This window comes from Micromonospora sp. 067-2, from assembly GCF_046549295.1.
Lineage (GTDB): Bacteria > Actinomycetota > Actinomycetes > Mycobacteriales > Micromonosporaceae > Micromonospora.
In genome coordinates this window covers 413,129-437,019 of sequence record NZ_JAJPWB010000003.1, presented here as the reverse complement: position 1 = coordinate 437,019, position 23,891 = coordinate 413,129, and the positions used below count along the sequence as shown (strand labels likewise).

Sequence of the window (23,891 nt, the reverse complement as noted above, 5' to 3'; positions counted from 1 at the left end):
AGGGTGCCGAGTGGTGGTTCTGTCCTCCGCGCACAGTAGGATTGACGGTGAGACGAAGACCCGGTGCGGAGCGAGGGACGGGGCCGGTGGCCCCGAGATCATTCTCCACGTCGGGTCGAGCCGATCGCGATCCGCGGGCAACCGCGGCGACCGGCGCGTTCGACCCGCTGTCCGGAGGTCTCCGGCGCCGGTCCGCGCGCCGACGTCGCGTCCTGTCCGCCGAACCCGCGCCCGACGCGCCCTACCGGCGCCGACGACGCGAGAAAGTGGCCGAGGGTGGCAGCGCAGGACAAGCAGGAGTACGGCGCAGAGTCGATCACCGTTCTCGAGGGGCTGGAGGCCGTTCGCAAGCGGCCCGGTATGTACATCGGGTCCACCGGCGAGCGCGGTCTGCACCACCTCGTCTGGGAGGTCGTCGACAACGCTGTCGACGAGGCGCTGGCCGGATACTGCGACACCATCGACGTCGTGCTGCAGGCCGATGGTGGGGTCCGGGTCACCGACAACGGCCGTGGCTTCCCGGTCGACCTCCACCCGAAGCTCAAGAAGCCGGGCGTCGAGGTCGCGCTGACCGTGCTGCACGCGGGTGGCAAGTTCGACGGCAAGGCGTACGCCGTCTCCGGTGGTCTGCACGGCGTCGGCGTCTCGGTCGTGAACGCGCTCTCCACCCGGATGGCTGTGGAGATCCACAAGTCCGGCTTCGTGTGGCGGCAGCAGTACGACAACTCCAAGCCCGGCCCTCTGGACAAGGGCGAGGCCACCGACCGCACCGGCTCGGCGGTCTCCTTCTGGCCCGACCCCGACGTCTTCGAGACCGTCGACTTCGACTTCCAGACGATCTACCGACGCCTGCAGGAGATGGCCTTCCTCAATCGCGCGCTGAGCATCCACCTGCTCGACGAGCGGGTCGCCGAGGAGGAGGACGGCCGGCAGCGTGAGGTGACCTTCTTCTACGAGGGCGGCATCGCCGACTTCGTCCGACACCTCAACGCCTCGAAGAGCCCGATCCACAAGACGGTGGTCGAGTTCGGCGCCGAGGAGGAGGGCATGTCGCTCGAGATCGCGATGCAGTGGAACGAGTCGTACGGCGAATCGGTCTACACCTTCGCCAACACGATCAACACGCACGAGGGCGGCACCCACGAGGAGGGCTTCCGGTCCGCGCTGACCAGCGTGGTCAACCGGTACGGCACCGACAAGAAGCTGCTCAAGGGCGACGAGAAGCTCTCCGGTGAGGACATCCGGGAAGGGCTCGCGGCGATCATCTCGGTCAAGCTGGCCAACCCGCAGTTCGAGGGCCAGACCAAGACCAAGCTCGGCAACACCCCGGTGAAGAGTTTCGTGCAGCGGGTCTGCAACGACCGGTTGGTCGACTGGTTCGACCGCAACCCGGCCGAGGCCAAGATGATCATCACGAAGGCGTCCCAGGCGGCCCGGGCCCGGATCGCCGCGCAGCAGGCGCGCAAGCTGGCCCGGCGCAAGTCGCTGCTGGAGTCCGGCTCGATGCCGGGCAAGCTGGCCGACTGCCAGTCCACCGACCCGCGCGAGTCCGAGGTCTTCATCGTCGAGGGCGACTCGGCCGGTGGCTCGGCCAAGCAGGGCCGCGACCCACGGACCCAGGCGATCCTGCCGATCCGCGGCAAGATCCTCAACGTGGAGAAGGCCCGGATCGACCGGGTGCTGAAGAACAACGAGGTCCAGGCGCTGATCACCGCGCTGGGCACCGGCATCCACGACGACTTCGACATGGAGAAGCTGCGGTACCACAAGGTGGTGCTGATGGCCGACGCGGACGTCGACGGCCAGCACATCCAGACGCTGCTGCTCACCCTGCTGTTCCGCTTCATGCGTCCGCTGGTCGAGATGGGCAACGTCTACCTGGCCGCGCCGCCCCTCTACAAGATCAAGTGGAACAAGAAGGGCGACGACGCGCAGTACGCCTACTCCGACCGCGAGCGGGACGGGCTGATCGCGCTGCGCCAGCAGAAGAAGCCGAACGCCAAGCCGGACGACATCCAGCGGTTCAAGGGCCTCGGTGAGATGAACTATCCCGAGCTGTGGGAGACCACGATGAACCCGGCAACCCGCACCCTGCGTCAGGTCACGCTCGACGACGCGGCGACCGCCGACGAGTTGTTCAGCGTGCTGATGGGTGAGGACGTCGAGGCGCGCCGGTCGTTCATCCAGCGCAACGCCAAGGACGTCCGGTTCCTGGACATCTGACGGACTCCGGGGGGTCGGTTGGGTCGCACCCGACCGACCCCCCGATCCACAGAGTTATCCACAGCTTGGCCGGTATCCACAGCCGTTATCCACAGCACGAAAACGACTCTGAGTCTGATAAGGGTATACAGTGACCGATTCCCCCGAGTCCACACCGAACGAGCCCGAGGCCCCAGCCGAAGCCGTCGCCGCCGTGGTCGCGCACGACCGGATCGAACCGGTCGGGCTCGAGGTGGAGATGCAGCGCTCCTACCTCGACTACGCGATGAGCGTCATCGTCGGCCGAGCGCTGCCGGACGTCCGGGACGGCCTCAAGCCGGTCCACCGCAAGATCCTCTACGCGATGTTCGACTCCGGCTACCGGCCGGACCGCGGCTACGTGAAGTGCTCCCGGGTCGTCGGCGACGTGATGGGTCAGTTCCACCCGCACGGCGACTCGGCGATCTACGACGCGCTGGTCCGCATGGCACAGCCCTGGTCGCTGCGGTATCCGCTGGTCGACGGCAACGGCAACTTCGGTTCGCCCGGTAACGATCCGGCTGCCGCCATGAGATATACCGAATGCAAGCTCGACCCGCTGGCCATGGAGATGCTGCGGGACATCGACGAGGACACCGTCGACCTGCAGGACAACTACGACGGCCGGGCCAAGGAGCCCACGATCCTGCCGTCTCGGATCCCGAACCTGCTGGTGAACGGCTCCGAGGGCATCGCGGTCGGCATGGCCACCAAGATCCCGCCGCACAACCTGCGCGAGATCGGTGCGGCGGTGCAGTGGTGCCTGGAGCACCCGGAGGAGGACGAGGAGACCACCCTCGAGGCGCTGCTCGGCATCGTCAAGGGCCCGGACTTCCCGACCCACGGACTGATCGTGGGCACGACCGCGATCCAGGACGCGTACCGCACGGGTCGTGGCTCGATCCGGATGCGCGCCGTGGTGGAGGTCGAGGAGGACAAGCGGGGCCGGCCCTGCCTGGTGGTGAGCGAGCTGCCCTACCAGGTCAACCCGGACAACCTGGCCGAGCGGATCGCCGAGCTGATCAAGGAGGGCAAGCTCGCCGGGATCGCCGACATCCGCGACGAGTCCTCCGGGCGTACCGGCATGCGGATCGTGCTGGTGCTCAAGCGCGACGCGGTCGCGAAGGTGGTGCTGAACAACCTCTACAAGCACACCCAGCTCCAGGAGACGTTCGGCGCCAACATGCTGGCCCTGGTCGACGGGGTGCCGCGCACGCTCAACCTGGCGCAGTTCATCCGTTACTACGTCGAGCACCAGATCGACGTGATCCGCCGGCGGACCGCGTTCCGGTTGCGCAAGGCCGAGGAGCGGGCGCACATCCTGCGCGGTCTGGGCAAGGCGCTGGATGCGTTGGACGAGGTGATCGCGCTGATCCGCCGGTCGCCGACCGTGGACGACGCGCGGCAGGGCCTGATCCGGTTGCTGGAGATCGACGAGATCCAGGCGACCGCGATCCTGGACATGCAGCTGCGCCGGCTGGCCGCGCTGGAGCGGCAGCGGATCGTGGACGACCTGGCCAAGCTGGAGATCGAGATCGCGGATCTCAAGGACATCCTCGCCAAGCCGGAGCGGCAGCGGAGGATCGTCTCGGAGGAGTTGGGCGAGATCGTCGCCAAGTGGGGCGACGACCGGCGCACCCAGATCATCCCGTTCGACGGCGAGGTCTCCATGGAGGACCTCATCGCGCGGGAGGACGTGGTCGTCACGATCACCAGGACCGGCTACGCCAAGCGGACCAAGGCCGACCTCTACCGCTCGCAGCGGCGGGGCGGCAAGGGCGTCAGCGGTGCCACGCTCCGGCAGGACGACATTGTCAGCCACTTCTTCGTATGCTCAACGCACGACTGGATCCTGTTCTTCACCAACAAGGGACGTGTGTACCGGGCCAAGGCGTACGAGCTGCCGGAGGCCAGTAGGGTAGCCAAGGGCCAGCACGTGGCCAACCTGCTCGCGTTCCTGCCCGACGAGCAGATCGCTCAGATCATCGAAATCCCGAACTACCAGGTGGCCCCCTATCTGGTACTGGCCACGAAGAACGGCTTGGTGAAGAAGACGCGGCTCGAGGAGTTCGACTCCAACCGTTCCGGTGGAATCATCGCGATCAACCTGCGCGATGAGGACGAGCTGGTCGGTGCGGCGCTTGCTGCTCCGGACGACGACCTGCTGCTGGTCTCCAAGAAGGCGCAGGCCATCCGGTTCAGCGCCTCCGACGAGGCGCTGCGGCCGATGGGACGGGCCACGTCGGGCGTGATCGGCATGCGTTTCACCGACGATGACGTCCTGCTCGCCATGGAGGTCGTTCGGGAGGGTCTGGACGTTCTGGTGGCCACCAACGGGGGTTACGCGAAACGTACTCCGATCGAGGAATACCCGGTCCAGGGCCGGGGAGGTAAAGGCGTGCTGACTGCGAAGATCACCGAGCGGCGCGGTGGTCTCGTCGGCGCGGTCGTGATCGACCCGGACGACGAGCTGTTCGCGATCACGAGCAACGGCGGTGTCATCCGGACTCCGGTGAAGCCTGTACGCCGTACGCGTGACCGGAACACAATGGGGGTCAAGCTGATGGACCTCCCGGACGGCGTGACTATCGTGGCGATTGCTCGCAATGCCGACGAGCCTGACGAACAGGACTAGTTGAATGACGGAGACACAGGCGAAGTCGGGGAACACGGGGACCTCGGCCAACCCGGTCGACGAGGAGGCCGCCAAGAGCGGCACACCAGCGACCGGCCGCGCGGCCGTGGGCCGGGCAACGGTCCCCGCCGATGCGCCTGCCCCGAAATTCACCCGGGCCCCCGGTATGTCACCACCGCCGGACCAGTCCGGCGAGGACGGTGGGTCGGGCGACAGGACCGAGACGTCCGGGGCGGAGGCTCCAGCCTCCGCCGGCACACCCCCGGTGGCCGCGGCAGCGACCCCGGCCCGTCCCACGACCACCCAGCCGGTGAACGTCCGAGCCGGCCAGGCCACGTCCACCGGGTCCACCGGTACCCAACCGCGGATCACCCCCGGCATGACCCAGCCGCAGCCGGACCAGGGGCGCGCCGCCCCCGCAGGCCGTCCCGCCACCGGAGGCGGCCTGCCACCGGGTATCGGCAACGCGTCCGCCGTCGGGGCGGCCCGGGTCGGTGACGCGGTACGTTCCGCGCGTACCTCGGTCAGCTCGGCCGCGTCCCGCGGACCGCGTCGGGCCCGGCTGAACCTCAAGCGGATCGACCCCTGGTCCGTGATGAAGTTCGCGTTCGCCGTCTCGGTGGTGCTCTTCATCGTCGTGGTGGTGGCCACCTCGGTGCTCTACCTGGCGCTGGACGCGATGGGTGTGTTCCAGAGCGTCAACGACAGCCTGAGTGACCTGGTCAACGCCGGTGGTGGGCAGAGCACCAACGGCTTCCAGATCACCGCCAAGGGTGTGATCCTCAGCTCGGCGCTGATCGGCCTGGTCAACGTGGTGCTGTTCACCGCGCTGGCGACGCTGGGCGCGTTCGTCTACAACGTGTGCGCCGACCTGGTCGGCGGGATCGAGCTGACCCTCGCCGAGCGGGACTGACCGGTTGGAGCGCCGGGGCGCCGCGAATATGCGGTCGCCTCGGCGCCCCGTACCCGGGTAGGTTCTGGGGGCGTCAACGACCCGGCGCGTATGCCGGACCCCGATTTGGGGTCGGCTGAGCGGATGGGTTAATCTTGCTCGTCGCAACGCGGGGCTATAGCTCAGTCGGTTAGAGCGCAGAGCTGATAACTCTGAGGTCGATGGTTCGATTCCATCTAGCCCCACCGCAGGTCGTCCGACGATAGTCGAGCGCAAGGGATCGCCCCATGTTCAAGAAGCTGCTGATTCTGGCTGGCGTGGTCGGTGTGGCCGCCGTCGTGTTCAACAAGGTCAAGGCCTCCAGCGACGAGCGTGCCCTGTGGCACGAGGCGACCACCGCGCCCGACCTGCGCTGACGGCTGCGGCGCCGAACGACCGGCGTCGCAGGCGAGCACGGGGCCCTAGCTCAACTGGCAGAGCACTGCCTTTGCAAGGCAGGGGTTAGGGGTTCGAGTCCCCTGGGCTCCACCACACACAGCCTGTGAGCTGCACCGAAGCTCAGTTAGAGATCATCGGGCACAGATTCGGCACAGCCGACAGCGGAAACGCGGGCGACCTGTCGAGGGATGCGGGCGAGGTCATCGCACCGGTACGTCCGTCTTGATCGGCTTCTCCGTCATGTCTCGGCTTAGGGGTTCTGTGCAGGGCATGGCGAGTGGAAGCCCGCTCAGTTGGCGTCGGCAACGGGGAGCAGGCCGCGCTCGGCGAAGACCTTCTTGGCGACGAAGGTGGCATTGAGCGCTCGGGGGATTCCGCAGTAGGCAGCGGAGTGCAGCAGCGCCTCAACGATCTCGGCGGGCTTGAGCCCGACGTTGAGCGCGGCATTGACGTGCACCTCGAGTTGCGGTTCGGCGCCACCGAGCGCGGTCAGCATGCCGAGGGTGACCAGTTGCCGGTCCCGCGGCGGCAGGCCGGGCCGGGCGTACATCTCGCCGAAGGCCCAGGCAACGACCTGGCGGCTGAGTCCGGGGGAGATGTCGGCGAGGTTGTCGACAACCCGCTGGCCGACCTCGCCGTCGATCTGCCGCATGATCATCAGGCCGTGTTCGTACTGCTCTTCGGGCGTCATGGTTGTCTCCAGGAGGATGTCCAGCTGGCAGCCCGCCACAAGCTGCGTGCCCGTTGACGGTAGGCGTTCGAGCGCTCACTTGTGCCTTATTGCTCATTCGGGTGCCTGGAACACCCGGCATCGGGCGAGTCGCTAGTCGCAGCCGATCGGCGGGTCGGCACGCGGCCATGCCTCGGCCCGTCCAGAGTCCTCACTGACCAGGTACGCCATCAGGTGCCGATCACTGTCGGCGAGCCAGAGTTCCGTCCCGTTGCGCTGGTAGCCGGTGGGTTCGGCGTCCGGCGGGAGCACCGCGTTCGGTCGGAAGGCGGTGCGCAGGTCTGCCCGGTCGAGTACGCCCTCCGGATCCCGGACGTACTGGGCGACTCCGGGGGTGCCGGCCGGAGCCGAATGGATGGGGGACGACAGACCCAGAAAGCGGGCCTTCTGCCACCCGCAGTGGCGTTCCCCGTCGTGGGACTCGATCACATCCATGCCGACGGCCTGACCGTCGCGAGTCCACGGCTCGGCCGGGGAGGACGCCGCCTCCTGGCGTGCACACCCCACCTGCGTCGTGATCAGCAGCAGGGCCATCCAGATGGCCAGCATCCGTGGAGAGCCACGACTCATGGCGCAAACCGTAGCGTCTGTCGATGTCGTCTGGACGAGAGCCCGACGTCGGTCTGTATTGCCGGGTCGGCGTGGTGGTCACCGATCCGAGCTGGCTATGCCGACAGTGCCGACAAGAGGAGATCCGTTACCGCCGCCGGCTGTGTGACCATCGCCAGGTGATCGGCGTCCAGGCGTTGGACCCGGTACCCGTACTCGTTCGCCTGCTCTGCTGTGGACTGGTACGCGGCGCTCAGTTGAAGGTAGACGTGCTCGGCGGCGTCCCACGCCCTCCCCGCCATCGGTAGCACCTCGGAGACGACCTGCCACGGCAGCTCGGGTAGGCCGTGCAGTAATCGGCGTCGCTGGCCGGGCTCGGGCAGAAGATCTTCGAGAGAGTGGGCGGGAAACCAACTGTCCCAGGTCGGTAGCCGGCCCGAAACCGCCATCGTCCGCAGCCACGCTGCCCGCTCCGCCGGCACTGACCCGACCCAGCTGGTGCCCGCGTGCGGCAGGCGGGCATCCAGGAAGACGACGTCCAGCCGGTCGCCGCCGATCGCGTCGGCGATGCCGGGGAGGTAGGCACCCGCGCGACTGTGGCCTACGACGACGGTACGCGCAGCGCGGGTGACGCTGGCGGCCGCTGCGGCGCAGACTGCGGCGTGGAAGGACGGCCGCTCGACCAGGGCGCGGAGGTCGGGTACCGCCACCCGCCATCCCGCCGCTTCGAGATACGGCCGCATGCCGTCCCATGTCGCCGAGGTGAGGAGCGGACTGTGGACGAGGAGCATCGTCGGTTCGGCGAGCATGTCCTTCAGCATGGTGGTCGCTCTCTCTAGCGGGTAGGCCCGCACAGACCCGCGTTCCGGCCGGGCGCCTTCGTTGTCGAGCTGTCCTGTGCGGCGCGCACCGACCATGATCCTGGTATGGACGAACAGTCGGCGCCCCTCACCATGCACCTGTACTGCCGGGTCGACGTGGTCGTCACTGATCCCGCCGCCGTGACCGGTCAGGCGATCGCCGAACTGCGGGCCGCCGGCATCGACTGGTCCGCGGAGGAGGACGACCTCGACAGGGCGGCCGACGAGTTGCGGGCCGATCTCCCCAGCTCGATGGCGAGCGTGGTGGACATCAGCGGGCTCGTCGGCGACGTTCCGGGGGTGGAGTTTCGGGGCGGCCTGTGCTGGGTGGAGCCCAGTCCACCTCGTGACGCCTTCGTGGTACACGACGCTGGCGGCGACCTCGGATCAATCGTTCACACCGGATAGCAGCAGGCCATCTGGCAACCCCGGCGGTCAATCAGTGGACGGAACCGCCCTGTCGCCGTCCGTCGGCGGCCGCTCGCCGGAGCCACCGTCGAGCTGTGGCAGGTGCTCCACCAGCTTGGTGAGCGCTCCGTTGGCGAAGGTGGCCCCGAGCGCGGATCCGGCCCCGATCGTCCAACCGACCGGCCCGATCGGGGTGCAGCCGAAGAACTGGCTCAACCCTGGTGTCTGCACGACGACGGCGAGCGCCCCCATCGACGCCGCCGTGGACGCGAGCACCGCCGGGCTGGTACCGCCGGCCAGGACGGTCTGGCCCAGTTGGGTGCCGACCAGGGAGATCAGCGCGACGGTTCCCGCCCGCTGTCGACGGCCGGTGTACCGGGCCAGCGTCCAGCCGGCGGTCGCGCCCAGCGTGGTGGCTGCCGCCCGCAGCCCGATCTCCTTGGTGAGGGTTTCGCCGAGTGACACGTCCGGGCCCTCCCGGAGCAGGCCGTCGGTCTTGTCCGCGGCGGGCGGGCGGATCGCGATGGCCAACGCCGGTGCCAGGTCGGTGAGCAGGTTGACCAGGAGCAACTGCCGCCCGGTGAGCGCGGAACGACCGGTCGCGGCAGCGGTGAGCACACTGAACGCGATCTCGCCGAGGTTGCCGCCGACCAGGATGCTGAGCGCGTGCCGCACCGACGACCACATCGCCCGGCCCTCGACCAGGGTGGCGATGATGGTTTCCAACCGGTCGTCGGTGACCACCAGGTCGGCGGCTGCCCGTGCGGCCGGGGTGCCCCGTTGGCCGAGGGCGATGCCGACGTCGGCCAGCCGGATCGCCGGGGCGTCGTTGGCGCCGTCGCCGGTCATCGCCACGGTACGCCCGCACTTCTGCAACGCCTGGATGATCCGCACCTTGTGGGCCGGGGTGCAGCGGGCCACCACGTCCGTGCGGATCAACCGCTCAGCGAGTGCCTCGTCGTCCAACTGGTCGAGTTCGCCGGCGGTGACCACCCGCTGCTCGACGTGCTCGCTGATGGTGGCGGCGATCGCCTCGGCAGTCGCCGGGTGGTCGCCGGTGATCATGATGGTGTGCACGCCCGCCTGCCGGATGCGCCGCACGGCCGGGGCGGCACTTTCCCGGACCCCGTCCGCGAGGGCCAGGAAGCCCACGAAGGTCAGGCCCCGGACGTCCCCGTCGGTCACCTTCGCGTCGTCCACCCGGCATTCGGCGACGGCCAGGATCCGGTGCCCCGCTCCGGCCCGGTCGGCGAGCAGCCGCTGCAACTCCGCACGGCCGGCGTCGTCCAACGGCTCCTGGCGGCCGTCGGTGCGCCGGGCCGAACAGCGCGGCAGCACCGACTCCGGCGCGCCCTTGACGCTCAACAGCAGGTGACCACCGGTCTCCCCGACGCTCGCGTGGTAACCGCGGGACGGCTCGAACGGCAGCCCGCCGGCAGCCCGCCAGCCGTCGGCGCCGGTCTGTTCCACCACCTGAGCTGTCGCGGCGCCCTTCCACACCGCGCGGTCGGTCTGCAGGGCCAACTCCTCCGGGTTCGCCGCGGCGGGAGTGGCCCGCAACGCCGTGGCCAGCGTCAATCGGAGCCTGTCGTCGAGCCGGTCCACCGGGGCGTACCGGTCGGCCACGCCGTCGCCGACCCCGGCGAGCAGCAACTGGCCCTCGGTGAGCGTGCCGGTCTTGTCGAAGCAGAGCACGTCCACCCGACCCAGCGCCTCGATCGTGCGCGGGTTGCGGACCAGCGCGCCGTGCTCGGCCAGCCGCCGGGCGGCGGCCAGCTGCGCGGCACTGACCAGAAAGGGCAACCCCTCCGGCACCGACGCCACGGCGAGGTTGGCGGCGGTCGCCGCCGTTTCGGCCAGGGGTACGCCCCGGAGCAGACCCGCCCCGGCCACCGCCACCGCAGAGGCGGCGGCCATCGGGACGGCGAGGCTCGTCAACGAACCCAGGCGTGCCTCCACCCCGCTGGTTGGTGGCGCCTGCCGGACCAGTGCCAGGCTGCGCCCGGCCTCGGTGTCGGCACCCATTGCCACCACCACGGCAGTGCCGTGCCCGGCGGCGACGGTGGTGCCCTCGTACAGCATCGAGTGCCGGTCGGCGACGGCGGCGGCGACAACCGGTCGGTCGGTCTTGGCGACCGGCAGCGACTCACCGGTCAGCGACGACTCGTCCGCCTCCAGCCCCACAGATTCGAGCACCCGGCAGTCGGCGGGCACCGAGTCGCCGGGCTCGACCGCGATGACGTCCCCGAGGACGAGATCCTCGGCGGCGACCACCCGCTCTGCGCCGTCGCGGCGGACCCGGGCGGTCACCGCCGAACGGGACAGCAGCTCCGCCAGCGACCGTTCGGTGTTGCGCTCGTGCACGGCCCCGATCAGGGCGGACCCGCCGACCACGCCGCCCACCAGCGCGGCATCGACCAGTGAGCCGAACGACGCGGAGAGCACCGCCCCGGCGGCCAACACCGGGGTGAGCGGGTTGGCCAGCTCGTCCACGAACGCGCGCAGCAGGCCGCCGGTTCCGGGTGCGTCACCGCCGCTCGCGCCGCGCCCGTCGCTGCGGCGCTGCGCCTCCGCGCTGCCCAGGCCGTCCGGTCCGGTGCCGAGGCGGTCGAACACGGCGCCGACCGGCATCAGGTGCCAGGCGGTCGCGACCGGCGCCGGGGTGTCCGACTGGTCGGGCAGCCGCCGGGCCCGCCAGACGCCGTGTGCGAAGGCCAACCCGGCTGCGCCGTTCACCGCGACCAACGACCGTTGGGGCAGTTGGGTGGGTGCGGCGGTGAACGCGCCCAGCGCGCCGAGACCGGTGCCGGCCAGGCCCAGCCGGATGTTCTGCTCGGTCATCCGCCGGGCCACCCCGGTCGCCTCGATCAGCAGAGCCACCACCCGCAGATCCGCACCGACCAGCAGGTGCGCGCCCCACGGTGGCAGCTCCTCCGGGGCCGACATTCCGAGACCGCAGTCGGACGCGCCGAGGGCCTCCCGATCGGCGGACACCAGCATCACCACCGCACCGTCGCGCTGCAACGCGCGCACCGACTCGGTGAGCTGCTCCCCGCCGGGAAGCATCGCATCGGCGAAGCCGTACCGCTGCTCGTCGTCGCCGGCCACCACGAGCCGCAGCCCAGCGTGTCGCGCGGCGGCCGGCAGGCCGTCGACGCCGGGAGCCGGCTCCGGCTCCACCCGGAGCAACGCGGCGAGCCGGTCGCCGTCGGCCAGACCGAGCAGGTGACCCCCTGCCGTTCGCAGCCGATCGCCGTCCGGGATGTCACCCGGGTCGCCGGCGGCCAACTGGTCCAGCGGTCCCAGCCGCCAACCGTCCGCCGCCCGCGAGCCGGCCGGGTCGGTCGGGTCGAACAGGGCGAACGCCCGCTCCGCCACCTGGTCGACGGCCGCGCCGGAAACCGGGGCGAGGTCGGCCAGCACTCCCCGGTCCGAGCCGAGCACCGCGGCGTCGAGGACCAGCGTGTCGATCCGGTCCAGCTCCCGCAGCACGCTGCGGTCCATGGCGATGACCCCGCGTCGGGCCAGGATCTGGCCGAGTTGGGCGGCGTACCCCTCGCGTCCACTCCCCGGGGCCTTGGGCAGCGCGGACAGGCCGAGCGCGGAGGCCCGTTTGCGCCCGGCCACCGGTGCCGCCGCGGCCGCGGCCGCCGCGCCGGCGGCCAGCATCCGGTTGACGTACCGCTCGACCGGGCCGTCCGGCTTCGGGCGTGGCCGGTCCACCACCGGCCAACGCGCGGCGGCGCGCTGCGGGTCGCCGGTGAGCCGCGGCTCGGCCCGTTCCCACGCGGTGAGTTGGGCCCGCGCCTCGCCCCACTGCACGATCCGTTGGGCACTGTCCACGACGATTCCCGCCCAGCCGCCGGCCAGACCCTGCACCACCGCTTCGGCGAGCGGAAAGAGGATGTCGGCGCGAGGGTCGGCGCGCAGCCCCCGGCCGGCGAGCGCGTGCAGCTTCGGCTGCAGGTCCACCGCGGCGAGCAGCCCGGCAACCTCGCCGGGCACCGGCGCGAACGGCAGGATCCGCGTGGCCGCCGAGAGGGTGAGGCCCAGCGCGTCGGAGGCCAGTGCTCCCAGGGTGCGCGGAGTGCGGGGCCCTTCCTCCGGTGGGTGCGGTGGTGGGATCTCCGGGTCGGGCTCGTGGTCGCAGGTCTTCTCGATCCGGGCGATCGTGGCGATCAGGTCGCGCAGCTTCGGCTCCGGGGGCAGTACGGCGACCACCACGCGGCCGGATGGTGCGTTGACCCGTGCCCAGGCCACCCCCGGCAGCCGCTCCAACGCGCCCTCGACCTGCCGGGCCAGCCGGTCGCCGCCGTCCTGGCAGACGCCGTGCACCTCGATGTGGTGCCGCCCGGGACGGGACCACACCCGACGCTTGGTCAGCCCGGCCGTGCGGGCCATCCGGGTCGCGGCTGAGCCCAGGGTCCGGGACGCCTCACCGACGAGGTGCGGCACGCCGATGGTCGGTAGGAGGCGGCCGGCCGCGCGACCCGCCGCCGTCATCGAGGCGTTCGGCTGGACGGACGCAGGCCCGGCTCCTCGCTGCTGCTGGTTCTGCCCTCGGCCATCTCGTCCTCCCACCGCCTCGCGTCCGGCGCCACCGCCTCGCGTCCGACGGCATGGCTTCCCGACCTGCCATCCGTTATGCCCCCCCGAGCAGCGGAACTTTCCCTCGTCGGCAGCGCATGGACGGCGTCGACGGTGGAACCCGGCGATCGTCACCGGACAGGGGGAGGCCGGAATGAGCACACTGACAAGACATCTCAACGGGTCACGCGAGACGGTCCGGATGTACAGCAAGCGGGTGGAGGTGCCGATGCTGGGCGAGGTGGCGGTCCCACCGCCGGACAAGCTCGTCTACTACGCCGGGATCGGGGTGCTCGCCGCGCTCCAGGTCATCGAGTGGCCGATGGCCCTGGTGATCGCCGCCGGTCACGTGCTGGCCGATCAGCACCTTTCCGGGCTGGTACGAGGTTTCGGGGACGCGTTGCAGAGCGCCTGACTGAGAGACCGGCCACCTTCGATTGACATGAATACGGGTTGAGGTCCCAGGATCGGGCCATGAGCCCACTCGCCACCGCCGCACCGGTCCCGCCCGGACTGTTCGCGCCCAGACTGCGGGCGATGACCGTGGGCAGCGTCGCGCTGATCTCGCTGCTCGCGTTCGAGGCGCTGGCGGTCGGCACGGCGATGCCGACCGTCGCCCGCAGCCTGGACGGGCTGGCGCTGTACGGAATCGCCTTCGGTGGCCCGTTCGCCGCGGGCGTGGTGGCCATGGTGGTCTCCGGGATCTGGTGCGACGCGCGAGGACCCCGTGGACCGATGTGGCACGGCGTCGCCTGGTTCGTGGTCGGGCTGCTCATCGCCGGCACCGCCCCGGTGATGAGTGCCCTGGTCGTTGGCCGGGTGGTGCAGGGCTTCGGCTCCGGGCTGCTCTCGGTGGCGCTGTACGTGATCGTCGGGCACGCGTACCCGGAGGAACTGCACCGGCGGATCTTCGCCGCGTTCGCGGCGGCGTGGGTGGTTCCGTCGCTGGTCGGGCCGGCGCTGGCCGGCCTGATCGTGGAGCATCTGGGCTGGCGTTGGGTCTTCCTGGTGGTGCCTGCGGTGGCGGTGCCGGCGGTGCTGCTGATCCACCCCGGCCTGCGGTCGCTCGAGGCGAGTGTGCCGACCCGGCCGCCGGCCGGCGCGGTGGCCCGGATCGGCTGGGCGTGCGGGGCGGGGGCGAGCGCCGCACTGCTGCACATCGGGGGACAGCAGCGCGGCGCGGCGGCCCTCGTCCTGATCGCGCTCGCCGTGGCCGGCCTGCTGATCTGCGCCCCGCGCCTGCTGCCGGCCGGGTTCCTCCGGGCCGCCAGGGGTCTGCCCACCGTGATCGGGCTGCGGGGTCTGGCCTCGGCGGCGTTCGTCGGCGCCGAGGTCGTCATTCCGTTGATGCTGTCCCGGGAGCGCGGGCTGTCGCCGACGGCCGCCGGGCTGGTTCTCACGGTCGGTGCGCTGGCCTGGTCGGTGGGGTCCTGGGTGCAGGGCCGGATCCCTCTGCCGGCCTCCCGTGCCAGCCTGCCCCGGGCCGGGCTGAGCTGCATCACCGTCGGTACCGCCACGGTGGCGTTGGCCGTCCGGCCGGACCTGCCGGTGGCCGTCGCCGTGCTGGGCTGGGCGGTCGCCGGCCTCGGGATGGGGTTGCTCTACCCGTCGTTGTCGGTGCTCACCCTCGAGTTGTCCGCACCCGGGGAACAGGGCCGCAACAGCTCCTCGCTGCAACTGGGTGACTCACTCTTCGCGGCGACCGTACTGGCGCTCACCGGCGCGGTGCTGGCGGCCGGCAGCGCGCCGGGCCCGGCCAGCTACGCCGTGACGTTGGCGGTCACCGCCGGCCTGGCGTTGCTCGGTGCGCTGCTGGCGGGCCGGGTGGTGGTGGGCGGGGACGCGCGGTAGGGCGGGTGATCCCGGTGTTCGGCCTCGCCCGAGGCGGGACGGCCGGCAGGATGGCGGGCGATGAGTTTCCTGACCGTCCTGCCACTGGCCGTGGTGATGGTCGCCGGGACCCAGTTGGTCGTGGCGGTCTTCCTCGCCTCGTCGGATCGGCCCCGGGCCGCCTCGCTGGGCTTCCTCGCCGGCGCCGGCTTGGTGGTCGCCGCCGGAGTGACGGTGGGCTGGCTGCTCACCCGGCTGGTGGGCGGTGTGGTCACCGACGTCAGCGCGCTCGCCGGCCGGGTCGATCGTGGCCCCGCCATCGACCTGGTGGTGCTCGCCCTGCTGCTCAGCCTGGCCGTGGTGGTCTGGCTGCGTCGCAACCGGTCCGGGCCGCCGCGGTGGCTGGGAGATATCGGGCACGCCGATCCGCGCTGGGCGCTGCGGCTGGGTGCCCTGCTCTTCGTGGCGACGCCCACCGACGACCTGACGATGGCCGCGGTCGGAGCGAGCGTGGCCCGACACGACCTGCCGTGGTGGCACCTGCTGCCGTTCGTCCTGCTCACGGTGACCCTGCTGGCCCTGCCGCTGCTCGCGTTGCTTCTGCTCGGCCGCCGTGCGGCGCGGGTGCTGGCCCGCATGCGTGAGTGGGCAGAGAGACACGCCTGGGTGGTCAACGAGGCACTGATCGGCTTTTTCGCGCTGCTCACCGTGCTGGACCTGATCCGCTCCGGATGACGCCACCCGCACTGACACGTACGGGGGAACGGACGGAGATGAGAGGAAGCCCGGTTCACGTTCGCCTTAGCGTGACGGCATGTTCGCAGTCGTGACCACCGTGATCCTGTACGTCTTCGGCTTCGTCTTCCTCTACGGCGTGATCCGGCTGGGTGTCCGGCACGCCCTGGAGGACCTGGAGTCGCAACGGGCCAACGCCCAGCGCGCCGCGGAGGCCGCCGCTTCCCGCGACCGCGCCTTCCTGCGCGACAACGCCTTCCTCTCCGGCAACTGACCTGCCGGTCGTTCGAACCGGACAGGCGGTGCGCCATGATGGCTCCGGAGTCGCCGGGCGGTTCCGGCAGCACGGGTGCGAGGATCACACCCGTGATGGGAACGCTGAAGACCGAGCCGGCCCGTGTTCGCCTCGACCTGCTCGCCCCGCCGGTGGCGGCGGCCATCTCCGAGTGGCCGGCCGACGCGCCCGTGGACGTCGACGACGTGCTGGTCGCGCCGATCGACCCCGACCTGGCCGACACCGCCGCCTTCTGCGCGGCGTACGAGGTGGGGTTGGACGTCTCGGCCAACTGCGTCGTGGTGGCCGGCAAGCGCGACGGTGTGGTCCGCTACGCGGCCTGCATCATCCTGGCCACCACCCGGGCCGACGTGAACGGGGTGGCCCGCCGGGCGTTGGACGTCCGCAAGGCGAGCTTCGCCCCGATGGACGACGCGGTCGACCTGACCGGCATGGAGTACGGCGGGATCACACCGATCGGGTTGCCGGCGCAGTGGCCGATCCTGGTGGACGCCCGGGTCATCGCCACGCCGCACGTGATCATCGGATCGGGCGTACGGCACAGCAAGATCGCGCTGCCCGGGCCGGCGCTGGGTGCGCTGCCCGGCGCGCAGGTGGTCGAAGGGCTGGCCAGGCCGGCGTGACCGGGCACCGCCATCGATACCGTTGCACGTGAAACATCACGCCCGTCGATGCCGGTAAGAGGCGCGAAGGTCAGTGGGAGTGCGCCTCGGACTCGCGCTGTGTCACCTCGGCGAGGGCGGCCAGCAGCGTCTGCGCCTCCTGGGCGCCGGTGACCGCGTACTTGCCGGCCAGCACGAAGGTCGGCACGCTGGTGACGCCCAACTCACGCGCGGCGGCCAGCTCGGCGCTGACGTCGGCGGTGCGTTCGTCGGAGTCGAGGAACCGGCGCACGTCGGCGGCGTCCAGGCCGACCCCGCCGGCCAGCGTGGCCAGCGCGTCCCGGGAGCCGACATCGACGCCCCGGGTGAAGTAGGCCTGGTAGAGCGCCTCCACCATCTCGGCGGCCAGGCCGTGGTCGGCGGCGTAGGAGACCAGCCGGTGCGCCTCGAAGGTGTTCGCGGTCACCGCGCGGTCGAAGTCCAACCGCAGGCCCTCACCCGCCGCGACCTCGGTCACCTGGGCGAACATCTCACGGGCCCGCTGCGCCCCGCCGAACCTGCCGGCCATCGCCTCCACCAGCGGACGCGGCCCCGACACCGGCGACGGGTCGAGCTGGAACGGCCGGTAGCGGACGGTCACCTCGCCGTCGTAGCTCGCAAGGGCCTGCTCCAGCCGACGCTTGCCGATGTAGCACCACGGGCAGACGACGTCCGCGTAGATCTCGATCTCCATGATCGGTGGCAACTCCGCGCTCAGTCGAGTTGTTCCCGGACCTGGCGCTTGAGCCGGCCCAGGATCGCGGTGCCACCGCGCACCCGCAGTGGGCTGATGGCCTGCGCCAGGCCCATCCGCTGGTAGAGGTCGTCCGGCACGGCCAGCACCTCCTCGGCGCTCGCGCCGGCCAGCCCCTCGGCGAGGATCCCGGCGAACGCCCGGGTGGTCGGCGCCTCCGGCGGGCAGTCGAACACCGTCTCCACGGCCCGCTCCGGCGTCACCCGGGCGCGCAGGAAGAACGAGGTCTGGCACTCCGGCACCTGCTCCATGCCCTCGCGGTCGGCGGCGTCGGCCGGCAGCGGCGGGATGACGTCGGCGTACTCCAGCAGCATCTCGAGCACCAGGTCACGGGGCGCGGAGGCGAACTCGTCGACGATCTCGGCCAGTCGGGCCGGCATGTCAGCCATGCGTCGAGGCTACCGCTGCCGACGAGGACCCTTCCCCGCACCTCAGACGGTCGGCGACTGTTCGCTGATCTCGCTGAGGGCACTGGTGGGGTCGAGCTGCATGGCCAGGTCACCGAGCGAGACGATGCCGACCAACTTGCGGTCGCTGTCGCAGACCAGCACCCGCCGGATGCCCCGGTCGCGCATCAGCGCCGCCGCCTCGTTCGCCGTGCAGTGCTGCTCGATCATGACGACCTCGCGGGTCACGATCGAGCCGATGGTGGTGGCGGCCGGCGAGCTGTTCTCGGCGACCGCCCGGACCACGATGTCCCGATCGGTGAGCATGCCGGCGAGGCTGGCACCGTCGGTGACCACCACGTCGCCGATGTCCGCCTCCCGCATCACCCGGGCCGCCTCGTCCAGGGTGGTCTCCGCCGGCAGATACACCACCTGCTTGGTCATCACGTCGCTGACCCGGTAACTGGTCATGAGAGCCTCCGAAGACATATTCCACCCGATCGAACTGCGGTACCCCGTGGCGCGTCGCTTACACCAGGTTCCCACGCTCCTGGTCCACCTGGTGGACCAGTCGCTGCACCAGACCGTCCAGATGCAGCTCGGTCCGCCTGTCGCCGGCGCGCTCGCGCACCTCGACGTACCCGTCGGCCAGGCGACGGCCGACCACGACGGCGCGCGGGATGCCGATCAACTCGGCGTCGGTGAACTTGACCCCGGCCGAGACGTGCGTGCGGTCGTCGACCAGCACCCGCAGGCCGGCGCCGGCGAGGCGCCCGCCGAGCTCCAGGGCCGCGTCGAGCTGCGGCCCCTTGCCCGCAACCACCAGGTGTACGTCGCACGGCGCGATCGCCGCCGGCCAGACCAGCCCCCGCTCGTCGTGGTGCTGTTCGGCGATCGCCGCCACCGCCCGGGACACCCCGATGCCGTAGCTACCCATGGTCGGCCGGACCGGTTTGCCGGCCGGGCCGAGCACGTCGACCGCGAACGCGTCGGTGAACCTGCGGCCGAGCTGGAAGATGTGCCCGATCTCGATGCCCCGCCGGATGGTCAGCTCGCCGGTGTCGCAGTCCGGGCAGGGGTCCCCGGCGCGCACGTCGGCCGCCTCGATGGTGCCCTCGGGCGTGAAGTCCCGGCCGCAGACCACGGCGGTCGCGTGCCGTCCGGGCTCGTTCGCCCCGGTCAACCAGGCCGAGCCGGGCACCACCCGCGGATCGACCAGGTAGCGGATGCCCAACTTGTCGAGCAGTTGCGGCCCGATGTAGCCGCGGACCAACTCCGGATGGTCGGCCCACTCCTCGAAGACCGCCACCTGGGCCGGGTGCAGGGCGGCACCGACCCGCTTCAGGTCGACCTCCCGGTCACCCGGCACACCGACGACCAGCGGCTCGGCGCGATCCGCGCCAGGCTGGCGCACGGTCAACACGACGTTCTTCAGGGTGTCGGCGGCCGTCCAGCCGTCCCGGCCACCCAGTCGGCGGGCGTTGGCCAACTCCACCAGGCTCGCGATCGTCGGGGTCTCGGGCGTGTCGTGCACCTCGACGGCCGGCTGCGCGGCCGGATCGCCGACGGCGGGCGCCCGGGTGACGACCGCCTCGGTGTTCGCCGCGTAGTCGCAGGCGGTGCACCCGACGAAGGTGTCCTCACCGACCGGTGTGGCGGCCAGGAACTCCTCCGACGCCGAGCCGCCCATCGCCCCGGACATGGCGTGCACCACCGTGTAGTCCAGGCCAAGTCGGTCGAAGATCTGCCGGTACGCCGCCCGGTGCCGCGCGTACGCGTCCCGCAGCCCCGCCTCGTCCAGGTCGAAGGAGTACGCGTCCTTCATGAGGAACTCCCGGCCGCGCAGCAGGCCGGCCCGGGGTCGGGCCTCGTCCCGGAACTTCGTCTGCACCTGGAACAGCGTCACCGGGAAGTCCCGGTACGAGGTGAACAGATCCTTGACCAGCAGCGCCGCCAACTCCTCGTGGGTGGGCGCCAACAGGTGCTCGGCGCCGCGCCGGTCGGCGAGGGTGAAGATGTCGTCGCCGTACTCCGTCCAGCGGCCGCTCGTCCGGTAGGGCTCGGCGGGCAGCAGCGCCGGAAAGTGCACCTCCTGGTCGCCGATCGCGACCAACTCGGCGCGTACCACCTCGGTGATCCGATCCAGCACCAGTTTGCCCAGCGGCAGCCAGGTGTAGCCGCCCGGTGCGGCACGACGGATGTAGCCGGCGCGCAGCAGGAGCCGGTGGCTCGGCACCTCCGCGTCGGCCGGGTCCTCGCGCAGGGTCCGCAGCAACAGGGTCGACATGCGTAGCAGCATTCGCGCAGCCTAGAACCGTCGCACGGGAACTGGCGACGCAATTCGGTCCCCACGCGAGGGCGGCTGTCGGGAAGTGGCGTCCTGAGCGGCAACCCCCGGTACCCGGGGCGACGTCTGGGAAGGCATCACGTCCGCTGCACCATGACCCGAAGGATCGGCTCGTGTGGACACTCTGCCTGCACGACAGCGGCAACGTCGAGGCGTACACCCGCAAGATGCACGAGATCGCGGGGGCATCCTCGGACGGTCGTGTCGTCGTCGGAGCGCACCAGCCCACTCCGGGGGAATGCTCCTGCGGTTGGCAGCTCCGCCACTTTCTGGTCGACGTCCGCACCGGCGTGGCCGTCGAGCTGGCGCCGCAGGACGCCAGATGGCGCAAGGCCAACGGCACCGGCTGGATGAAGCGCGTCGTGTTCCTGCCCTCAGGTGGCTTCGTGGCCCAGGTCAACACGCTGCCCAGTTCCGGAGACCAACCGCTTTACAGGCTGGTGCGGTACGGGGCCGACGGCAAGGTGCTCGGGTCGTCCGAGGTGCCCGACGCTGGCACGACGTACGGCACGCTCATCGGCTGAGCGTGGCCGGAGGAGGCGATCATCGTTGTCATTCCGGCCGGGCGTGCAGACGCGCAGGGGTGGGGTAGCTTTCGGGCAGCCCATCCCTGCCACGCGGCGTGTTGTGCTGCTCGACAGCGGTGACGTCAGCGTTGGGCGGCGAAGGCGACGAAGGCCCGCCAGGACCGCGGGTCGAACGTGAGCACCGGACCGGCCTGGTCCTTACTGTCGCGGACGCCAACGACGCCGGGCAGGTTGTCGGCCACCTCGACGCAGTCGCCCTGCGTGCCGCTGCGGGTGGACTTGCGCCAGGTAGCGCCGATCAGCTCCATGACGTCATCACTTCCTTCATCAGCTCGACCGACTGCCGGTGTGAAAGTGCTTGGCTGCGGACGCTCTCCCACCTGGCGAGCAGGATAGCCACATCCTCGTCTCTGTCGACCACGCCGCCGCCCAGTTGAGTTTCCAGGTGGCCAACCCATCCACCGTCCGCAGCTCTTGCCAGAGCGAATGGGCCGACCAGCCCGACGTGCATGGGGATTTCGGTCGGGATGATGTGGATGCTGATGTGCGGGCGGTCCGCACATTCGACAAGGCGTGTCACCTGCTCGGCCATCAGCGCTCGGAAGCTCTCGTCGGATCGGCGCAGAACGGTTTCTTCGACAACGGCGACGTACACGGGTGGGTCGGCTTGGCAGAGAAGTGCCTGCCGATCCATCCGTACCGCGAGACGCCTCTCGACCTCGTCGTCGCTGATCGTGTTGTCGCTGCGGATCACCGACCGGGCGTAGTTCTCCGTCTGCAGAAGCCCTGGAACGAGGTTCGGCTGATAACACCGCATCTGCCGGGCGTTGCGTTCGGCCTCCAGCCAGGGCCGGAACCAGCTCGGTTGGCCGTCGCGTTCGGCCAGCTTGAGCAGGGACATCAACAGTCCGCCCGTTCCGAGCACCTCGTCCGCCCGCTTCAGGAAGAACCGGTCGAGTGGACGCTGACCCAGCTCGACGGCGGACACCTGAGAGCCCGAGAAGTGGACGAGCTTCCCGAACTCCTCCTGACTCAGCTCGGCGCCGAGCCGGAGCCGGCGCAGTTGTGCCCGGATCAGCGCTGTGGTGGGTTCACCTTCCACAGGTCCTCCACGATCTTCCCGAGGTCTCCACGACCCGTCCGGACGGTCGGCGGCTGCCACGCGACCTCGCCCCGACCGGCGTCAATGCCTTCCGACAGTAGTGCCGCCGTCAGCAGAGTGTCACGCAGCGGATCCGCTCCTGTCCGAGTGGCGATCGAGTGGGTTCGCGACGGGCCGCCCGTGCTCCCCGTGCGCGGGCGCCCCCGCCCCGCCCGGAGGAGGTCGAGATGCGCAATTGTCAGCCCGCTGAGTTCCCCGTACCCCGGCTCGGCCCGCACGCCGACCGTCCCCGGGCGTATCCGCCGGGACACCGGCCCCACCTGCCGATCCGCCCACTCTGGCTGTGCCGTGCCTGCGGACTGCCTTGGCCCTGCGCCGCGGCCCGACTGCTGCTCAAGGCCGAGTACGGCGATCGCCGGGTCGAGTTGGCGATCTACCTGTCCGGGCTCTACCACGAGGCGACCCACGACCTGTTTCGGCTGAACCCGCACGACGGCCCGACCCCGCGCGAGCTGTTCGAGCGGTTCGTCGCCTGGGGGCCGTACCGGAGGCCCATGATCGAACCGCCCGAGCGGGACCGATGACGTGCGCCACGTCGTCCGGTTGCGGCACCCTCCGTGGGGCGTCCGGTGACAGACTGGTCGCCGCAGGCAACGAAGTGGTGAGGGAGGCGCGGTGCGCTGGCGCAGTTTTGTCGCGGTCGGGGACAGCTTCACCGAGGGCATGGACGACGCGTACCCGGACGGCACCTTCCGGGGTTGGGCGGACCTGGTGGCGACCCGGCTGGCCGCCGAGGTGGGCCCGGACTTCCGGTACGCCAACCTGGCCGTCCGTGGCCGGCTCTTCCCCAGCGTGGTCGCCGAACAGGTGCCGGCGGCCTTGGCGATGAAGCCCGACCTGATCAGCTTCGCGGCCGGCGGCAACGACGTGCTGCGCCGCAGCTTCGACCCGGACACACTGGTGGCCCGCTTCGACGACATGGTTCGGCACCTGCGTTCGGGTGGCGCGGACGTGCTGCTCTTCCGGTTCGCCGACGTGATGGCCCGACTGCCCGGGCAGCGGCTCGTCACACCCCGGGTGCAGCTGCTCAACCGGGCGGTCGGCGAGACCGCCGAGCGGCACGGCGCCATCATGGTCGACCTGTACGCAGACGACATCTTCCTCAATCCGACGCTCTGGAGCACCGACCGGCTGCACCTGAACGCGGCCGGGCACCGGCGGGTCGCCGGGCAGGTGTTGAACGCGCTCGGTGTGGGCTGCGACGAGGAGTGGCTGATGGTGCCCCCGCATCCGGCGCCCACGCCGTGGCTCGCCAGCCGTGCCGCTGACCTGCGGTGGGCCGGGCGGCACCTGGCTCCGTGGGTCAAGCGACGCCTTACCGGCCGGTCGTCCGGTGACACCGTCACCGCCAAGCGTCCGCTTCTCGGGCCGCTCACCGACTGATCGTGCGGACCATCCATGCCGCCGCGCTGCTGCGGGTGACACCGGACGGCGAGCCGGTTCCGGGCCGGGCGGTGCTGGTGACCGGTGCCCGGATCGAGGCCGTGGCGTCGTTGGACGAGCTGACGCAGGCGTACCCGCAGGTGCGGGTGCGGCGGTGGACCGGCACCCTCGGGCCGGCGCTGGTGCACGACGGTCCCCTGCCGTCCGCGCCCAGCCCCCGCGAACGGGTGCACGCGCTGTTCCGGCTCGGGGCCGCCGCGGTGCTGGCCACGAACGTGACCGAGCCGGCGCTGCGGGCCGCCGCGGCGCGCAACGACGTCGCGGTGCTCGACGGGGTACGGTCGCCGGCCCTGGTGCCCGCCGGTCGTGCCGATCTGGCCGTCTTCGCCGACGACGGCGCCTGCCTCGCCACCGTGGTCGCCGGCCGTCTGGTGCACCGGCGGGCCTGACACCGCGATCCACGGCCCCGTGGCTGCGTCGACGTGTCGTGC

Annotated in this window: 24 protein-coding genes and 2 tRNA genes; 16 read left to right on the top strand and 10 right to left on the bottom strand. The window is 70.9% G+C overall.

Features of this window, described 5'->3' with window-relative positions; genetic code table 11:
• The first annotated feature begins 276 nt into the window (after nucleotides 1-276).
• The 6 genes from gyrB to ACLJN9_RS08735 all read left to right on the top strand — a co-directional run bounded on the left by gyrB (nucleotide 277) and on the right by ACLJN9_RS08735 (nucleotide 6,299).
• A complete protein-coding gene (gene gyrB, locus ACLJN9_RS08760; protein WP_410810609.1) occupies nucleotides 277-2,223 on the top strand; it encodes a DNA topoisomerase (ATP-hydrolyzing) subunit B in 1,947 nt (648 codons plus the stop codon).
• A 130-nt stretch (nucleotides 2,224-2,353) separates the two neighbouring features.
• Nucleotides 2,354-4,876 carry a DNA gyrase subunit A gene (gyrA, locus tag ACLJN9_RS08755; RefSeq protein WP_410810608.1) on the top strand — a complete coding sequence of 841 codons (2,523 nt, stop codon included), beginning with the start codon at nucleotides 2,354-2,356 and terminating at the stop codon, nucleotides 4,874-4,876.
• Nucleotides 4,877-4,880: 4 nt separating this feature from the next.
• Nucleotides 4,881-5,789 (top strand): DUF3566 domain-containing protein, encoded by a 909-nt coding sequence (locus tag ACLJN9_RS08750; protein ID WP_410810607.1) that lies wholly within the window; start codon nucleotides 4,881-4,883, stop codon nucleotides 5,787-5,789.
• 150 nt (nucleotides 5,790-5,939) lie between these two features.
• Nucleotides 5,940-6,013: transfer RNA gene (locus ACLJN9_RS08745), tRNA-Ile, on the top strand.
• Between the two features lie 42 nt (nucleotides 6,014-6,055).
• Nucleotides 6,056-6,184, top strand: coding sequence for a DLW-39 family protein (locus ACLJN9_RS08740; protein WP_410810606.1), 129 nt, complete (start codon nucleotides 6,056-6,058; stop codon nucleotides 6,182-6,184).
• A gap of 39 nt (nucleotides 6,185-6,223) precedes the next feature.
• Nucleotides 6,224-6,299, top strand: a tRNA-Ala gene (locus ACLJN9_RS08735).
• Between the two features lie 196 nt (nucleotides 6,300-6,495).
• Here ACLJN9_RS08735 and ACLJN9_RS08730 read toward each other — a convergent pair.
• The 3 genes from ACLJN9_RS08730 to ACLJN9_RS08720 all read right to left on the bottom strand — a co-directional run bounded on the left by ACLJN9_RS08730 (nucleotide 6,496) and on the right by ACLJN9_RS08720 (nucleotide 8,306).
• Complete coding sequence (locus ACLJN9_RS08730; RefSeq protein WP_410810605.1) at nucleotides 6,496-6,897, bottom strand: carboxymuconolactone decarboxylase family protein; 402 nt, start codon at nucleotides 6,895-6,897, stop codon at nucleotides 6,496-6,498.
• A 132-nt stretch (nucleotides 6,898-7,029) separates the two neighbouring features.
• Nucleotides 7,030-7,506: a hypothetical protein gene (locus tag ACLJN9_RS08725; RefSeq protein ID WP_410810604.1), complete on the bottom strand. Its 477-nt coding sequence runs from the start codon at nucleotides 7,504-7,506 to the stop codon at nucleotides 7,030-7,032.
• Between the two features lie 95 nt (nucleotides 7,507-7,601).
• Complete coding sequence (locus ACLJN9_RS08720) at nucleotides 7,602-8,306, bottom strand: hypothetical protein (RefSeq protein ID WP_410810603.1); 705 nt, start codon at nucleotides 8,304-8,306, stop codon at nucleotides 7,602-7,604.
• A 105-nt stretch (nucleotides 8,307-8,411) separates the two neighbouring features.
• Here ACLJN9_RS08720 and ACLJN9_RS08715 point away from each other — a divergent pair, with 105 nt between their 5' ends.
• Nucleotides 8,412-8,753 carry a hypothetical protein gene (locus ACLJN9_RS08715; RefSeq protein ID WP_410810602.1) on the top strand — a complete coding sequence of 114 codons (342 nt, stop codon included), beginning with the start codon at nucleotides 8,412-8,414 and terminating at the stop codon, nucleotides 8,751-8,753.
• Nucleotides 8,754-8,780: 27 nt separating this feature from the next.
• Here ACLJN9_RS08715 and ACLJN9_RS08710 read toward each other — a convergent pair whose 3' ends face one another.
• A complete protein-coding gene (locus ACLJN9_RS08710) occupies nucleotides 8,781-13,256 on the bottom strand; it encodes an HAD-IC family P-type ATPase (RefSeq protein WP_410810601.1) in 4,476 nt (1,491 codons plus the stop codon).
• A 238-nt stretch (nucleotides 13,257-13,494) separates the two neighbouring features.
• On the opposite strand from ACLJN9_RS08710, the gene ACLJN9_RS08705 reads away from it, so the two are divergent.
• The 5 genes from ACLJN9_RS08705 to ACLJN9_RS08685 all read left to right on the top strand — a co-directional run bounded on the left by ACLJN9_RS08705 (nucleotide 13,495) and on the right by ACLJN9_RS08685 (nucleotide 16,823).
• Nucleotides 13,495-13,755 (top strand): hypothetical protein, encoded by a 261-nt coding sequence (locus tag ACLJN9_RS08705; RefSeq protein WP_410810600.1) that lies wholly within the window; start codon nucleotides 13,495-13,497, stop codon nucleotides 13,753-13,755.
• 59 nt (nucleotides 13,756-13,814) lie between these two features.
• A complete protein-coding gene (locus tag ACLJN9_RS08700) occupies nucleotides 13,815-15,191 on the top strand; it encodes an MFS transporter (RefSeq protein ID WP_410810599.1) in 1,377 nt (458 codons plus the stop codon).
• 60 nt (nucleotides 15,192-15,251) lie between these two features.
• Nucleotides 15,252-15,905 (top strand): GAP family protein, encoded by a 654-nt coding sequence (locus ACLJN9_RS08695; RefSeq protein WP_410810598.1) that lies wholly within the window; start codon nucleotides 15,252-15,254, stop codon nucleotides 15,903-15,905.
• A 79-nt stretch (nucleotides 15,906-15,984) separates the two neighbouring features.
• The gene (locus tag ACLJN9_RS08690; protein WP_410810597.1) at nucleotides 15,985-16,179 is read left to right on the top strand and encodes a hypothetical protein; all 195 of its coding nucleotides are present in this window, start codon (nucleotides 15,985-15,987) and stop codon (nucleotides 16,177-16,179) included.
• A 95-nt stretch (nucleotides 16,180-16,274) separates the two neighbouring features.
• The gene (locus ACLJN9_RS08685) at nucleotides 16,275-16,823 is read left to right on the top strand and encodes a YbaK/EbsC family protein (RefSeq protein ID WP_410810803.1); all 549 of its coding nucleotides are present in this window, start codon (nucleotides 16,275-16,277) and stop codon (nucleotides 16,821-16,823) included.
• A gap of 70 nt (nucleotides 16,824-16,893) precedes the next feature.
• Here ACLJN9_RS08685 and ACLJN9_RS08680 read toward each other — a convergent pair whose 3' ends face one another.
• The 4 genes from ACLJN9_RS08680 to ACLJN9_RS08665 are packed head-to-tail and all read right to left on the bottom strand — an operon-like array spanning nucleotide 16,894 to nucleotide 20,280.
• On the bottom strand, nucleotides 16,894-17,535 hold the full coding sequence (locus ACLJN9_RS08680; protein ID WP_410810596.1) for a DsbA family protein: 642 nt from the start codon (nucleotides 17,533-17,535) through the stop codon (nucleotides 16,894-16,896).
• A 20-nt stretch (nucleotides 17,536-17,555) separates the two neighbouring features.
• Entirely contained in the window at nucleotides 17,556-17,984 is a 429-nt protein-coding gene (locus tag ACLJN9_RS08675; protein ID WP_410810595.1) for a SufE family protein, read from the bottom strand.
• Nucleotides 17,985-18,026: 42 nt separating this feature from the next.
• Nucleotides 18,027-18,452 carry a CBS domain-containing protein gene (locus tag ACLJN9_RS08670; RefSeq protein ID WP_410810594.1) on the bottom strand — a complete coding sequence of 142 codons (426 nt, stop codon included), beginning with the start codon at nucleotides 18,450-18,452 and terminating at the stop codon, nucleotides 18,027-18,029.
• A 58-nt stretch (nucleotides 18,453-18,510) separates the two neighbouring features.
• Complete coding sequence (locus ACLJN9_RS08665; RefSeq protein WP_410810593.1) at nucleotides 18,511-20,280, bottom strand: proline--tRNA ligase; 1,770 nt, start codon at nucleotides 20,278-20,280, stop codon at nucleotides 18,511-18,513.
• Nucleotides 20,281-20,441: 161 nt separating this feature from the next.
• Here ACLJN9_RS08665 and ACLJN9_RS08660 point away from each other — a divergent pair, with 161 nt between their 5' ends.
• Complete coding sequence (locus ACLJN9_RS08660) at nucleotides 20,442-20,852, top strand: hypothetical protein (RefSeq protein ID WP_410810592.1); 411 nt, start codon at nucleotides 20,442-20,444, stop codon at nucleotides 20,850-20,852.
• Nucleotides 20,853-20,977: 125 nt separating this feature from the next.
• On the opposite strand, the gene ACLJN9_RS08655 is transcribed toward ACLJN9_RS08660, so the two are convergent.
• Nucleotides 20,978-21,163 (bottom strand): DUF397 domain-containing protein, encoded by a 186-nt coding sequence (locus tag ACLJN9_RS08655; protein WP_410810591.1) that lies wholly within the window; start codon nucleotides 21,161-21,163, stop codon nucleotides 20,978-20,980.
• On the bottom strand, nucleotides 21,154-21,957 hold the full coding sequence (locus tag ACLJN9_RS08650) for a helix-turn-helix domain-containing protein (protein WP_410810802.1): 804 nt from the start codon (nucleotides 21,955-21,957) through the stop codon (nucleotides 21,154-21,156). Before ACLJN9_RS08650 ends, ACLJN9_RS08655 begins: the two co-directional genes overlap by 10 nt.
• A 227-nt stretch (nucleotides 21,958-22,184) precedes the next feature.
• On the opposite strand from ACLJN9_RS08650, the gene ACLJN9_RS08645 reads away from it, so the two are divergent.
• From ACLJN9_RS08645 to ACLJN9_RS08635, 3 genes are all read left to right on the top strand, one after another.
• On the top strand, nucleotides 22,185-22,541 hold the full coding sequence (locus ACLJN9_RS08645) for a hypothetical protein (protein WP_410810590.1): 357 nt from the start codon (nucleotides 22,185-22,187) through the stop codon (nucleotides 22,539-22,541).
• Nucleotides 22,542-22,632: 91 nt separating this feature from the next.
• Nucleotides 22,633-23,400 (top strand): SGNH/GDSL hydrolase family protein, encoded by a 768-nt coding sequence (locus ACLJN9_RS08640; protein WP_410810589.1) that lies wholly within the window; start codon nucleotides 22,633-22,635, stop codon nucleotides 23,398-23,400.
• Between the two features lie 2 nt (nucleotides 23,401-23,402).
• Entirely contained in the window at nucleotides 23,403-23,849 is a 447-nt protein-coding gene (locus ACLJN9_RS08635) for an imidazolonepropionase-like domain-containing protein (protein WP_410810588.1), read from the top strand.
• Nucleotides 23,850-23,891 lie beyond the last annotated feature (42 nt).